The sequence below is a fragment of the Massilia sp. Root418 genome, assembly GCF_001425265.1.
GTDB lineage: Bacteria > Pseudomonadota > Gammaproteobacteria > Burkholderiales > Burkholderiaceae_D > Rugamonas.
This window is the reverse complement of record NZ_LMEC01000022.1, coordinates 357152-370521: the sequence shown is the minus strand read 5'-3', so window position 1 is coordinate 370521 and position 13370 is coordinate 357152. Positions and strand designations below refer to the sequence as shown.

At 65.5% G+C, this 13370-nt stretch carries 14 protein-coding genes; 9 read left to right on the top strand and 5 right to left on the bottom strand.

Annotated features, from left to right (window positions below; all coding sequences use genetic code 11):
* Positions 1-96: 96 nt before the first annotated feature.
* Positions 97-1974 carry a potassium transporter Kup gene (locus tag ASC94_RS22255; RefSeq protein ID WP_056400750.1) on the bottom strand — a complete coding sequence of 626 codons (1878 nt, stop codon included), beginning with the start codon at positions 1972-1974 and terminating at the stop codon, positions 97-99.
* A 174-nt stretch (positions 1975-2148) separates the two neighbouring features.
* On the opposite strand from ASC94_RS22255, the gene rarD reads away from it, so the two are divergent.
* Both rarD and ASC94_RS22245 read left to right on the top strand, forming a co-directional pair.
* Positions 2149-3051, top strand: a complete 903-nt coding sequence (gene rarD, locus ASC94_RS22250) for an EamA family transporter RarD (protein ID WP_056400747.1) — start codon at positions 2149-2151, stop codon at positions 3049-3051.
* Between the two features lie 76 nt (positions 3052-3127).
* Positions 3128-3430 (top strand): DUF5710 domain-containing protein, encoded by a 303-nt coding sequence (locus tag ASC94_RS22245; protein ID WP_157201546.1) that lies wholly within the window; start codon positions 3128-3130, stop codon positions 3428-3430.
* Positions 3431-3453: 23 nt separating this feature from the next.
* Here the strand turns inward: ASC94_RS22245 and ASC94_RS22240 are convergent, their stop codons facing one another.
* The gene (locus tag ASC94_RS22240; RefSeq protein ID WP_056401509.1) at positions 3454-4266 is read right to left on the bottom strand and encodes a helix-turn-helix domain-containing protein; all 813 of its coding nucleotides are present in this window, start codon (positions 4264-4266) and stop codon (positions 3454-3456) included.
* Between the two features lie 131 nt (positions 4267-4397).
* Here ASC94_RS22240 and ASC94_RS22235 point away from each other — a divergent pair, with 131 nt between their 5' ends.
* The 6 genes from ASC94_RS22235 to ASC94_RS22210 all read left to right on the top strand — a co-directional run bounded on the left by ASC94_RS22235 (position 4398) and on the right by ASC94_RS22210 (position 10743).
* Complete coding sequence (locus ASC94_RS22235; RefSeq protein WP_056400740.1) at positions 4398-5399, top strand: alpha/beta fold hydrolase; 1002 nt, start codon at positions 4398-4400, stop codon at positions 5397-5399.
* Positions 5396-6346 (top strand): DUF885 family protein, encoded by a 951-nt coding sequence (locus ASC94_RS22230; protein WP_056400737.1) that lies wholly within the window; start codon positions 5396-5398, stop codon positions 6344-6346. The genes ASC94_RS22235 and ASC94_RS22230 overlap by 4 nt, the downstream gene beginning before the upstream one ends.
* A gap of 68 nt (positions 6347-6414) precedes the next feature.
* Positions 6415-7605, top strand: coding sequence for a DUF4331 family protein (locus ASC94_RS22225; RefSeq protein ID WP_162251446.1), 1191 nt, complete (start codon positions 6415-6417; stop codon positions 7603-7605).
* The gene (locus tag ASC94_RS22220) at positions 7602-8441 is read left to right on the top strand and encodes a DUF4198 domain-containing protein (protein WP_056400730.1); all 840 of its coding nucleotides are present in this window, start codon (positions 7602-7604) and stop codon (positions 8439-8441) included. Before ASC94_RS22225 ends, ASC94_RS22220 begins: the two co-directional genes overlap by 4 nt.
* Before the next feature lie 77 nt (positions 8442-8518).
* Positions 8519-10186: an energy-dependent translational throttle protein EttA gene (gene ettA / locus ASC94_RS22215; protein ID WP_056400727.1), complete on the top strand. Its 1668-nt coding sequence runs from the start codon at positions 8519-8521 to the stop codon at positions 10184-10186.
* 62 nt (positions 10187-10248) lie between these two features.
* Positions 10249-10743 carry a DUF6265 family protein gene (locus ASC94_RS22210; protein WP_056400724.1) on the top strand — a complete coding sequence of 165 codons (495 nt, stop codon included), beginning with the start codon at positions 10249-10251 and terminating at the stop codon, positions 10741-10743.
* 151 nt (positions 10744-10894) lie between these two features.
* On the opposite strand, the gene ASC94_RS22205 is transcribed toward ASC94_RS22210, so the two are convergent.
* Together ASC94_RS22205 and ASC94_RS22200 are read right to left on the bottom strand one after the other, a co-directional pair.
* Positions 10895-11488 carry an outer membrane beta-barrel protein gene (locus tag ASC94_RS22205; protein WP_056400721.1) on the bottom strand — a complete coding sequence of 198 codons (594 nt, stop codon included), beginning with the start codon at positions 11486-11488 and terminating at the stop codon, positions 10895-10897.
* A 203-nt stretch (positions 11489-11691) separates the two neighbouring features.
* Positions 11692-12294: an alpha-ketoglutarate-dependent dioxygenase AlkB gene (locus ASC94_RS22200; protein ID WP_056400718.1), complete on the bottom strand. Its 603-nt coding sequence runs from the start codon at positions 12292-12294 to the stop codon at positions 11692-11694.
* A gap of 18 nt (positions 12295-12312) precedes the next feature.
* Here ASC94_RS22200 and ASC94_RS22195 point away from each other — a divergent pair, with 18 nt between their 5' ends.
* Positions 12313-12891, top strand: a complete 579-nt coding sequence (locus ASC94_RS22195) for a molybdopterin-dependent oxidoreductase (protein WP_056400715.1) — start codon at positions 12313-12315, stop codon at positions 12889-12891.
* Positions 12892-12934: 43 nt separating this feature from the next.
* Here the strand turns inward: ASC94_RS22195 and ASC94_RS22190 are convergent, their stop codons facing one another.
* On the bottom strand, positions 12935-13297 hold the full coding sequence (locus tag ASC94_RS22190) for a hypothetical protein (protein ID WP_056400712.1): 363 nt from the start codon (positions 13295-13297) through the stop codon (positions 12935-12937).
* Between the last annotated feature and the right edge of the window lie 73 nt (positions 13298-13370).

Genomic DNA, 13370 nt, shown 5'->3' with positions numbered 1-13370 from the left:
GCGCGGGCACCGCCATCCGGGCGCCGTCGGAGCAGAAGTGTAGCAGACTGCCAAGGCGCCCTTTCAGGCGGAACATTCAGTTACAAATTCCCTGTCTCAAATTTCCACCTGCGTGCCCAGTTCAATTACCCGGTTGGGCGGAATCTGGTAATAATCCGCCGCCGCGCGCGCATTGCGCGACATGGTGACGAACAGGCTCTCGCGCCAGGACGCCATGCCCGCGCCCGGGGTGGAGATGACAGTCTGGCGCGCGATGAAGAAGGAAGTCTCCATCATATCGAACTCCAGCCCGTGCTTGCCGCACAGGGTGAGCACATTGGGAATGTCCGGTTCGTCCTTGAAGCCGTATTGCACGTTGACCTGGTAGCACTGGTGGCCGAGGTCGACGATCTTGACCTGTTCCTCCGGCGTCACCCATGGCTCTTCCACGATGTGCACGGTGATGAACACCACGCGCTCGTGCAGTACCTTGTTGTGCGACAGGTTGTGCAGCAGCGCGTGCGGCACGCCGTCGCTCTCGCCGCGCAGGAAGATGGCGGTGCCGAACACGCGCGTCGGCGGGGCCAGGAACAACGAGGACAGGAAGGCTTCCAGCGGGATGGCGTGCTTTTCCAGGTTCTTGAACACCAGGTCGCGGCCTTCGCGCCAGGTCAGCATCACCGTCAGCAGCACGCCGCCCAGCAGCAGCGGGAAGAAGCCGCCGTGCAGCAGCTTGAGCGTGGACGCCGAGAACAGCATGATGTCGATGGCGATGAAGAAGCCGGTGGCGGCGAAGCACAGCACCAGCGGCAAGTGCCAGCGGTAGCGGATCACGAAGAAGGTCAGGATGGTGGTGCACAGCATGGTGGCGGTGACGGCGATGCCGTAGGCGCCGGCCAGCTTGTCGGACGAGCCGAAGCCCACCACGGCAATCAGCACCACCACCAGCTGCAGCCAGTTCACGGCCGGGATGTAGATCTGGCCGATTTCGCTCTCCGAGGTGTGCATCACGCGCATGCGCGGCAGCAGGCCCAGGGCGATGGCTTGCTTGGTCATGGAGAAGGTGCCGGAAATGGTGGCCTGCGAGGCGATCACCGCCGCCATGGTCGACAGCACCACCAGCGGGTACACGCTCCAGCTGCCCAGCTGCTGGAAGAAGGGATTGGAAATCGCTTCGGGACGGGCGATCAGCAGCGCGCCCTGCCCCAGGTAGTTCAGCGCCAGCGCCGGCATGGCCACCAGGAACCAGGCCATGCGGATCGGCTTCTTGCCGAAGTGGCCCATGTCGGCGTACAGCGCCTCGGCACCGGTGAAGGCCAGCACCACCGCGCCCAGCGCCACGAAGCCGCTATATTTATTCTCCAGCATGAAGCGGAAGGCGTGCAGGGGATTGAGCGCGGCCAGGATCTGCGGCGCCTCGGCGATATTCATCACGCCCATCACGGCCAGCGCCACGAACCAGACCACCATGATGGGGCCGAAGAAGCGGCCGATGCCGGCGGTGCCGTGGCGCTGCACCGCGTACAGCGACACCAGCACGATGATGGTCAGCGGCACCACGTACTGCGCCAGCGCGGGCGCGGCCACTTCCAGGCCTTCGATGGCGCCCAGCACGGAAATGGCGGGGGTGACCACGCTGTCGCCGTAGAACATGGTGGCGCCGAACACGCCCAGCAGCAGCAGCGGACCGTGCCAGCCGGAGCGCTTGCTGACCGAATTGAGGGCCAGCGCCATCAGCGCCATGATGCCGCCCTCGCCGCGGTTGTCCGCGCGCAGCACCAGGCTGACGTATTTGAGCGAGACGATCATGGTCAGCCCCCAGAAGATTAGGGAGATGATGCCAAGCAGGTTGGGGGTGTTCAGCGCGAGCCCGTGTTCCGGGTCGAAGATGGTTTTGAGGGTGTACAGGGGACTGGTGCCGATATCGCCGTAGACGATGCCGACCGCAGCTAGCGTCAATGCGACGAGGCTGCTTTTCTTATGTTCCGACGTCAAGATTGCACCTGAGTTTGTTCTGGTGCGTTGCACAATAGGCCAACTATGGTCAATTTGCAAGTGCATTCTGGCATGGCCGGACTCCGCTGTTCGAGCAACCCATTCTACCGCCGCCAGCGAAAACCGGCGTTTTCCCTGATAATGGCAGACCCGCCGTTGCCCACGTCCAATTTCATGAATACAGGCATCCTGTACGCCGTTCTGGCATTCTTCTGCTGGGGCCTGTTCCCGCTGTATTTCCACGCCATCGGCGAGGTGCCGCCGGTCGAAATCCTGGCCCACCGCATGCTGTGGTCGCTGCTTTTCCTGGCACTGGTGCTGACCGTGCGCGGCCAGTGGCGCTGGCTGCCGGACGTGCTGCGCAAGCCGCGCGTGGTGGCCAGTTTTGTTGCAAGTGCGATATTGCTGACCGCGAACTGGTTTGTCTATATCTGGGCCGTCAACAATGGCCACGTGATCGAGGGCAGCCTGGGCTATTTCATCAATCCGCTGGTCAATGTGCTGCTGGGCATGCTGGTGTTGAAGGAAAAGATGCGGCGCGGGCAGTGGATCGCCATCGGCATCGCGGCCTGCGGCGTGGCCTGGCTGACCTGGCAGGCTGGCCGGCCGCCCTACATTGCGCTGATACTGGGCATCACCTTCGGCGGCTACGGCCTGCTGCGCAAGACCGCCGCGCTGGCGGCGCTGGAGGGGCTGTCGTTCGAAACCATCATCCTGTTCCCCCTGGCGCTGGGCTATGTGGCGTGGTTGTCCCTGCACGGCCAGAACACCTTCCTTAATTCGCCGCACGACAGCACGCGCTGGCTGCTGGCGGCGGCCGGGCCGATCACCGCCATTCCGCTGCTGCTGTTCGCGGCCGGCGCGCGCCGCATTCCCATGGGGGTGCTGGGCATGCTGCAATACCTGTCGCCCACCATGCAGATGCTGCTGGGGGTGTGGTTTTTCCACGAGGCGTTCTCGCCCGAGCGGCTGGCCGGCTTCATCGTGATCTGGAGCGCGCTGGGCCTATACATGGCCGAGGGACTGTGGGCCGCGCGCCGCGCAAGCGCTGCCGGCGCCGCGGCGCGCACTCTATAATGTGCGTCCAGCCGTTCACGCACAGGAGCACAGCCAGAACATGAGCATCACACCGCCGTTTGATCCGCCGTACAAAATGAGCACCGTCCTCGCGGACGGCAGCGTGCAATGGATGGAGGTCCGCGCCGACGGCTCCATGGTGGAGGCCAGCGCGCCCGCCGTCATGCTGCCTGCCGCCGACGCGCCGGCGCCGCGCGCCGGCCAATCCAGTCCATCCGGCCAGTCCGCACGGGCGGTGACGGTGCTGAACGTGCCGTTCGCGGAAAAGGACGAGGCCAAGCAACTGGGCGCGCGCTGGGATCCCAAGCGCCGCAAATGGTATATCCCGGCCGGCGTGGACGCAGCGCCCTTCAGCCGCTGGACCGGCGCCGGCAACTAGCGCACCTATCGCAACTATCGCAACTATCGCAACTGGCGGCAGAACGCCGCCGTTTCCTCGTCCAGCGGGAAGCACGATTCCACGTGCAGTTCATCCAGCGTGACGTCGCGCGGTGTGCCGAAGGTGGTGATGGTGGAGAAAAAGCCAAGCCGCACGCCGTGGCGCGCAAACGTGGTGGTGAGCACCGGCGCCGGCGCGCTCTCCAGCTCCCGGTGCCGCCAGTGCAGCGGCACGCCCGGATAGGCCAGCATTTCGTCGAGCAGGGCCTTGGCCTTGCCGTCCGTGGGCGAGGCCGCCACCTCGTTATGCAAGTGCCGCAGCAGGTTGCCGGCCAGCTCCTCCCAGTTGGCGAAGGCGGGCCGCAGGTCGTCCGGATCGAAGATCATGCGCAGCATGTTGGCGTGGCGGCTGTCGCGCCCGCCCAGCATGAAGCGGTTGAGCCTTTGCGCGGCCTGGTTGGCCATCACGATGTCCCAGTGCCTGTTCAGCAGGAAGGCAGGGTAAGGCTCCTGTTGCGCCAGCATGGCTTCCACGGCGTAGCGCATCTGCGCCAGCCTGGGCGCACCCAGTCCCGTCTCCGCGTACCTGGGCGCAAAACCGCCCGCCATCAGCAGCTCGTTGCGGTGCCGCAGCGGCACTTCCAGCGATTCGCATAGCCGCGCGATCATTTCGCGGCTGGGCTGCGCCTTGCCGGTTTCCACATAACTCAGGTGGCGCGACGAAATGTCGGCCTGCAGCGCCAGGTCGAGCTGGCTCAGACGGCGCACGATGCGCCATTCGCGCAGCATGGCACCCACCGGCACGGCGCCGGCCACGGAGGATGTTTTGGTATTCATGGCGCCATTGTAATGAAGCGGGCGGCGCGCTTCCATGACCTCCCAGGTCATGGCGGCATGACACCGCCGGTAATTGATGGAAAGCGCGGCAATCGCCACCATGGCAGCACCAACCCATCAAGGAGCTGACCATGTTGCGCAGAGATTTCATCGGAATGTCCATCGGCCTGGCTGCACTGGCGGCAAGCCCGGCGCGCGCGGCGCGCGTGGCAAATCCCGGCCCCGCCGGCATGAGCGCGGCCGAATTCCACGCCAGCCGCAAGTTCGCCGCCACGCGCTTCGGCAACATCGCTTACATGGAGCGCGGCAGCGGCGAGGCAGCGCTGTTCCTGCATGGCTTCCCCCTCAACAGCTTCCAGTGGCGCGGCGTGATCGGGCCGCTGTCCGCCGTGCGCCGCTGCATCGCCCCGGACTTTCTCGGGCTCGGCTACACCGAGGTGGCGCCAGGCCAGGACGTGGGGCCGGATGCGCAAGTGGCAATGCTGGTGGCCTTGCTGGACCAGCTGGGCGCCGGCAAGGTCGACCTGGTGGCGAACGACAGCGGCGGCGCCATCGCGCAGTTGCTGATGACGCGCCATCCAGAGCGCGTGCGCTCGGTGCTGCTCACCAATTGCGACAGCGAGATCGAGTGCCCGCCCAAGGCGATGGAGCCGGTGATAGCGATGGCGCATGCCGGCACGTTTGCCGACCAGTGGCTGGCTGCCTGGGTGGCCGACAAGGCGCTGGCCCGTTCAGCCGAAGGCCTGGGCGGTCAATGCTACCAGGACCCGCACCAGCCGAGCGACGAAGCCATCGATTGCTATTTGCGGCCTCTGGTCGCCACGCCGGCGCGCAAGCAGCTGGTACATGCCTACGCCATCAGTCTTGAGCGTAATGTGCTGGCGGGGGTGGAGGCCGGCCTGAAGGCGTCCGCCGCGCCGGCCCGCATCCTGTGGGGCAGCGCAGACACGATCTTTTCCAACGCAGGCGCGCAGTACCTGGAGCGCACGCTGGGCAAGTCGCGCGGCGTGCGCAAGCTGGCCGGCAGCAAGCTGTTCTGGCCCGAGGAGCGGCCCGGCGTCATCGTCGCCGAGGCCCGGGCGCTGTGGGCCCACGCTTCCGGTTCGGTGCGCACGCCGGGGAGCCGGGCATGAGGCCCGCCGAGGCGAATCCAGCGCTGGTGCCGCGCGCGGCGCCCCGGACGCTGGTCCCGGCGCCGGTTTCCGCACTGCTGCGCGCCCTGCTGCTGGCGGCGCTGGCATGGCCGCTGGCCGGACTTGGTGCGGCCTTGTGGCCCTCAGTCTCGCAAGCGGCGCAAGGCAGGCCTGCGCCGGCGCTGGCAATTCACCATGAGGCCTTGCGCGAAGTGCGCCGAATACAGCGCCTGCTGGCTTCGGAGGCAGCCCACATGGACCACCAGGGTCCGTCCTTAGCCCCTCCGGCCCCGCCTGGCGGGACCACAGCTGCTTCCCGCCTGTCCGAAGACCGTATCCTGGCCGCCTACCGCGCCGCCAACGACCACATCGCCGCTGCGATGCCCGCCCTGTTCCAGCGGCAGCCTGACGGATTTATCGACATTGCGCCGCAAGTGCCGTCCGCCGGCCGGGCCGCGCAAGCCGATTACGTGACACCGCCCACCGCCGATGGCGGCCGTCCAGCAATCTACTGGGTGGCAGTTGCCAGCCCGGCCGGCGCCGATGCCGCCGCCATCCCCGCCACGTTGCTGCGTACAGGCAGGCCGGGCCGCCACTTCCAAACCGAAGACCGCCGCGCGGCGGGCATGCCGTGGGGCGCGGGCTGGAGCCTGTACGCCGCCTCGCTGGGCGAGGAGATGGGACTGTACGCGGAGCCGGCGGCCCGGCATGCATGGCGTCGCATGGAACTGGCGGCGGCGGCGCGCATGGCCGCCGACACCGGCATGCAGGGCGCCAGCTGGACGCAACGCCGCGCCGCCGCCTACCTGGCCGCAACGACAGGCATGCAGCAGGCGCAGGCCGGCGCCATTGCCGCGCAATGCGCCGCCATGCCCGGGAAGCCGGGGGCCGAAGGCCTGGCCTACCTCCGTATCAGGCAGCTGCGGGCACGCTCGGAAAAAGCCTAAGGCGCCGCATTCAATCTCGCCGCATTCCACGAAGCCCTGCTGAACGGTCACACAGATCAAGGACACCCATGAAAACGCTTTGCCCCCCCATCTTGCGCCCGGCCCTGTCGATCACCCTGGCCCTCATAGCCGCCCTCGCGGCAGGCGGCCTGTGCGCCGCACATGCTTCCGACCACCTCGACTCACCCCAGGTGATTGCCGATCCCCGCCTGGACATCGGCGACCTGTACGCCTGGACCGCCGCCAACGGCCGCCAGCTCAACCTGGCCATGACCATCGTCGGCCACAGCTTCTCCAGGGATGCCGAATACGCCTTCCATATCGACAGCGCGCGGCGCTTCGGCGCCATGGTGGCTGGCAGCACGACGGGTACCAGCATCGTCTGCCGCTTCGGCCCCGCGCAGCAGGCCAGCTGCCGGCTGGCCAACGGCGCGGATAACGACCATCTGCAAGTGTTCGCCGGCCCGCGCGACGATCCCTTCTTCAACAACGTGAAGGGATCGCGCGACGCATTCAACTACGCGGCGGCGCTGCTGCGCAATGGCACGCCGCGCGACGCGGCAGGCTGCCCGCAATTCAGCGCGGTGCAAGCCGGGGAGCTGCTGCAGCGCTGGCGCCACACGGCCGGCGGCCCCGCGCAGAACTTCCTGGCCGGCTGGACGTCATCGGCCATCGTCGTCACCGTCGACCTGGAAGCCGTCAACCAGGGTGGACCGCTACTCGCCGTCTGGGCGGACACCTCCCTGCATGGCCGGCGCATCGACCGCGCCGGCCGTCCCCTGACCGGCAACGCCCTGCTGGCGCCACTGGAAGCGGACGACATCAGCGACGCGCTCAAGTTGAAATACAACGAAGCCACGCCGGCCACGGCAGCCGAGTTCATTTCCCACATCGCGCAGTCGCTGGCCCTGTACGACGGCTACGACGGCGAGTGCGGCAACCAGCTGCTGGCCGACACGCGGGCCGCTCCCACCGGGCGCTATACGGCGCTGGCCACCCTGCTGGCGGACGACCGCCTGTGGGTCAACAGCGCCTCCACCACCTGCACCCAGCTGTTCGCGGTGGAACTGGCTGCCATCCGGCCGGCGTCTCCCCATGGCGGCGATTGCGGCGGCCGCGCGCTGGATTACGACGCCGTGAACGTGTACCGCTCGCTGCTGGCGGCGGGCGCGAACACCGGCATCGACGACGGCGTGCACGCTGACGACAGCGCGCATTCGAACACCGTATTCCCCTTCATGGCAGCGCCGCAGCCATGACAGCCATCATTCACCGAATCACCGCGCCGCTCCTGCTGTCCTGCGCCCTTGCCCCGCCCGCAGCGGCGCACGACTTCTGGATCCAGCCAGACAATTTCTTCCCTGCCAGCGGCACTACCACCGCCCTGCGGTTGCTGGTCGGCCACGGCGAAGCAAGGCAGCCGTCAGCCCTCCCCGCGCGGCGCGTCAAGCGCCTCACCGTCCACGCGCCCGGCGGCGCCAGCGAGGACGTGCAGCCCGCCGCAGGGGCGGCCAGTTTTCAGCCGCGCGGCAGCGGCGCGCACATGGTGGCGCTGGAAACCGACGACCAGGCGCAAAGCCACCTGCCCGCCGCGCGTTTCAACAGCTACCTGCGCGAGGAAGGCCTGATGGCCGCCTTCTCTTACCGCGCCCGCAACCGCCTGATGAACGAGGACGGCGCCGAGCGCTACAGCCGCGTGGCCAAGGCGTTGGTCGACAGCGGTCCGCCCGGCAGGGGTGACCAGCAACTGGCCACCGCCGCGCTGGGCCTGCCGCTTGAAATTGTGCTGGGATGCAGCCCGTCACAGCAACCCCGGCCGGACTTGCTGCCGGTGACGGTGATGTTCCATGGCCAGCCCCTGCCCGGCGCCCTCGTCAAGCTGACCGACCTGGACCACGACAGCCACGCGCTGGAACGCCAGCTCAGCGATTCCGACGGCCGCGCAAACTTCATGATGCCCGGGCCGGGACGCTGGCTGCTGAACGTGGTCTGGACCACACCGGCGGCGCGCGGCGACGGCACCGATTATGAAACCGTGTTTTCCAGCCTGAGCTTCGGCGTTCGCACGGACTACGTGATGACAACAAAGCAATGAAACACCGCTCGCCGCTAGCTGGAATCAGGCGTTTGGCGTATCCTTGTTGACCTTCGTAACATATCGAGAATTTCCTAATGGCAAACTACGTCTATACCATGAACCGCGTGGGCAAAATCGTCCCGCCCAAGCGCCAGATTCTGAAAGATATTTCGCTGTCCTTCTTCCCGGGCGCGAAGATCGGCGTGCTGGGCCTGAACGGCTCCGGTAAATCGACCTTGCTGAAAATTATGGCCGGCATCGACACCGACATCCAGGGCGAAGCGCGCCCGATGCCGGGTCTGAACATTGGCTACCTGCCGCAGGAACCGCAGCTGGATCCTGAAAAAACCGTGCGCCAGGAAGTGGAATCCGGCCTGGGCGAAGCCTTTGAAGCACAAGCCAAGCTGGACGCCGTGTACGCCGCCTACGCCGAAGAAGACGCCGACTTCGACGCGCTGGCCGCCGAACAGGCGCGCCTGGAAGCCATCATCTCGTCCTCCGACGGCGGCAACCTGAACCTGCAGCTGGAAATGGCCGCCGACGCGCTGCGCCTGCCGCCGTGGGACGCCAAGATCGGCGTGCTGTCCGGCGGTGAAAAGCGCCGCGTGGCGCTGTGCAAGCTGCTGCTGTCCAAGCCCGACATGCTGCTGCTCGACGAACCAACCAACCACCTGGACGCGGAATCGGTGGAATGGCTGGAACAGTTCCTGCTGCGCTTCCCGGGCACCGTGGTAGGCATCACCCACGACCGCTACTTCCTGGACAACGCGGCCGAATGGATCCTGGAACTGGACCGCGGCAGCGGCATTCCATGGAAAGGCAACTACAGCTCCTGGCTGGACCAGAAACAGGCCCGCCTGAAGCAGGAAGAAGCCACTGAGTCGGCGCGCCAGAAGGCGCTGCAGAAGGAACTGGAATGGTCGCGCCAGAATCCGAAGGCACGCCAGGCCAAGTCCAAGGCCCGCCTGGCCCGCTTCAACGAGCTGAGCGAGCACGAATACCAGAAGCGCAACGAAACGCAGGAGATCTTTATCCCTGTGGCCGAGCGCCTGGGCAATGAGGTGATCGAGTTCAAGAACGTGTCCAAGTCCTTCGGCGACCGCATGCTGATCGACAACCTGAGCTTCACGATTCCGGCCGGCGCCATCGTCGGCATCATCGGCCCCAACGGCGCCGGTAAGTCGACGCTGTTCAAGATGATCACCGGCAAGGAAACCCCGGACAGCGGCGAAGTCATCATCGGCAAGACCGCCAAGGTCTCCATTGTCGACCAGCACCGCGACGCGCTGTCCGATTCCAAGACCGTGTTCGAGGACGTGACCGGCGGCGCCGACATGCTGAGCGTGGGCCGCTTCGAAATGCCGTCGCGCGCCTACCTGGGCCGCTTCAACTTCAAGGGCGGCGACCAGCAGAAGATCGTCGGCAACCTGTCCGGCGGTGAGCGCGGCCGCCTGCACCTGGCGAAAACCCTGCTGATGGGCGGCAACGTCCTGCTGCTCGATGAACCGTCGAACGACCTGGACGTGGAAACCCTGCGCGCACTGGAAGACGCGCTGCTGGAATTCGCCGGTTCTGTGATGGTGATCTCCCACGATCGCTGGTTCCTGGACCGTATCGCCACCCACATCCTGGCCTTCGAAGGCAACTCGCAAGTGACCTTCTTCGACGGTAACTATCAGGAATACGAAGCCGACAAGAAGAAACGCCTGGGTGAAGAAGGCGCCAAGCCGAAACGCATCCGCTACAAGCCACTGACCACCTGATCAGGTGTAGCATCGAAAGGCACGGTTTCCACCGTGCCTTTTTTAATTCCGGGGAGATAACAATGAAAACAGCTTTCGCCGCAGCAGGAACCGCAGCAGCAGCAGCAGCAGCGCTGATCGCCGGCAGCGCCGGCGCCGCGCCGCTCAACGCAGACGCCATCGGCCAGCTGGGCTGGCTGTCCGGCTGCTGGGCCGCCCCCGGCGCTGAGGCGGGCTCGTCCGAACAATGGATGGCGCCCGCCGGCGGCACCCTGCTGGGCATGAGCCGCACGGTGAAGAATGGAAAGACCACGGCCTGGGAATTCCTGCAGATCCGCGAAGTGGACGGCCAACTGGCCTACGTGGCCAAGCCGAACGGCCAGCCGGAGGCCTCCTTCAAGCTGGTCAGCCTGGAAGGGAGCAGCGCGGTGTTCGAGAATCCCCAGCATGACTTCCCCCAGCGCATCGTCTACAAGCGCGATGGCGACAAGTTGCAGGCGCGCATCGAGGGCACCATGAACGGCAAGGCAAGGGGAAAAGATTTCCCCTTGCAGCGCGTGGGCTGCGAGGGGAAATAAAGGGGAAGAGTTGGAGGAAACAGTTTGAAGCGGTTTTGAAGCAAGTTTTAAAGCAAGGTTAAAGCTGGGGAGGCGGGCACAAGGACATAAGCTTCGCAAGGATGCCGCTGTCGCGCCCGGCCTCGATCGGCACCTACGCTAAGCGTTCAGCTTAGAAGTTGTAGCGCGCGCCCAGGGTGACTGCGCCTTTCTTGCGGCCCTGGTCGATATCGTTCTTGCCGTAGTGCTCGTATTCGAGCGACAGCGACACTTTCTGGTTGATCGCATACTCGGCGCCTACCGACGCGTAGAGGTTGGTGCGGTTGCTGTCGCCCACTGCGTACGGCGCGGCCAGGCCGGTGCCGTGCACGTCGTTCTTGTTGTAGGCCACGCCCAGCTTGCCGAACGCGGACAGCTGGTCATTGATCGGGTAGCTGCCCTTGCCTGCTACATAGAAGGAATGCGATTTGCTGTCGATGGCGCCATTGTTGGTGCCGACGGAATACTTGTAGTTGGAGCTGCCGAAATCGGTATAGCCGCCTTCCACCGCCCAGGTCTTGTCGATCTGGTAGCCGCCGTAGATCTTGCCGGACCACTCGTCGCTCTTGCGGTCGCCATTGCTGGTGTCGTTGGACAGGTTGTACTTGTGCTGGCTGGCTACGACGCCGGCACCGATATAGGCGGTGCCTGGTTCGGCAGCCTGGGCTGCGGAGATGCCGCCCAGGGCGGTAGCGGAGGTAATCAGTGCGAACAGAATTTTTTTCATGTTAGTGATCTTTCAGCAAAAAGTAAGGGACTTGCTTGGGATCGCAGTTCATTGTGAAGCGCGATGTCTGCACGATAGCATTGACAAACCCGCTACGGGTTACCGAATCCCGTAAGAATTGTGAGCAGATGTAATCACCCTTGAAACGCAGAGGATCGCCACAAGATGGCGGAACTTAGCTTAAGAAGCCCTTAAGACAGGGTTCAGGCGAGGATATTGCGGAAGGTGAGGTTGACACGCGGACCGGCGGCTGCCTTTTCCTTGTTGATGCCGTGCCGCCAGTGGTGCTGCAAGGCGCCGGCCATCACCAGCAGGCTGCCGTTGCCCAGCGCCAGCTTGACCGTCTTCGGCAGGCGCTTGTGCTTGAGGATGAAGGTGCGCGGCGCGCCGAAGCTGACCGAGGCGATCACGGGGTTGCGGCCCAGCTCCTTCTCGTCGTCGCTGTGGAAGCCCATGCTGTCCTGCCCGTCGCGGTAGTAGTTGAGCAGCACGCTGTTGAAGCGCTGGCCGCTGGCCTGCTCGACGGCGCGCTTGATTTCCAGCTGCAGCGGCGTGAACGGCTGCGGTTCCAGTGTCATGCCGGAGTAGGTGTAGCGCGCCTCGCCGTGCCACGCCGTCAGGCGCGGCTGCAGCATCTGCTTGCCCCACAAGGTGATGGATTCGGCGCGCCAGCCGGTTTCCGCCACCAGCCGCGCCAGCACGGCGGCGCTGTCCTGCGCCAGCGGCAGGCAGGGCATGAAGTACAGCTCGCCGTCTTCGATGGGGATGGCGTCCAGCACACTGGAATGCTCGGAAAAAAGGTCCATAACCGCTATCATACCTGCATGAAAAAACGACTCTTCCTCGGGACGCTGGCCACTGCGGCCACCCTGCCCGCCTTCACGCCCGCGCATGCCGCCGCGGCGCGCGGCCCTGCCCTGCTGACCGTGACCGGCGCCGTCGCCAAGCCCAACCGCGGCCCCTTCGAGCCGGTGCGCGACCAGATGATGCACAAGCAAAAGCTCAGCTTCGACAAGGCCCACGCCTTCGACTACGCGGAACTGTCCGCGCTGCCGGCCATCACCATTAAGCCCACGCTGGAATACGACGGCAAGGTGCATGCGCTGCGCGGCCCGCTGCTGCTGGACGTGCTGAAGGCGGCCGGCGCCACGCTGGCCGACAGCAGCAGGATCGTGCTGCGCGCGGTGGACGGCTACGCGGCCACCATCACCGTGGCGCAGGCGCGGGCGCAGCGCTACATCGTGGCCACGCAGATGGACGGCGCGCCGATGGCGCTGGGCGGCCTGGGCCCGCTGTGGGCGGTGTACGACGCGGACAAGGTAGCGGAAATGGCAAGCAGGCCCGTGCAGGAACGTTTCGGTTCCTGCCCCTGGGCCCTGTACCACATTGAAGTGCAGGCCTGAACAGCCTGCAGAGATTGCGGAAACGCTGACGCTGCGGGAACGCTTAAGCGTAGGCTTCGGCCAGCGACATGACGCGCGGCGCGATGGCGATGCCGGCATCGGCGAAGATCTTGGTGATCTGCGCCATGTTGGCTTCGTTTTCCTCAGGCTTCCAGCCTTTGAACAGGTCGGTGCCATCTTTCTGGAAATGCAGGTCCAGGACCTTGCCGCGGTCCTTGTGGGTATAGCCGGAACTGTGGGTGTTCTGGAAACCCGCTGCAGCCAGCGCCGCCAGCACGTCGGCCGGCGGATTGTCCGGGTCCGTGGCCAGGTAGACACCGTAGGTCTTGCCCGGCGGCTTGGCGGCGATATCCACTTCGTAGATGCCAGGCGCCTTGGTTACGGACGTACTTTTCAGAAATAACATGGTCTTGCCCCTATCACTTTCGCCGCCGCGCCAATGGGGCCGGCATGCTCTTGTTTTCCAGTAATTAAGCTTA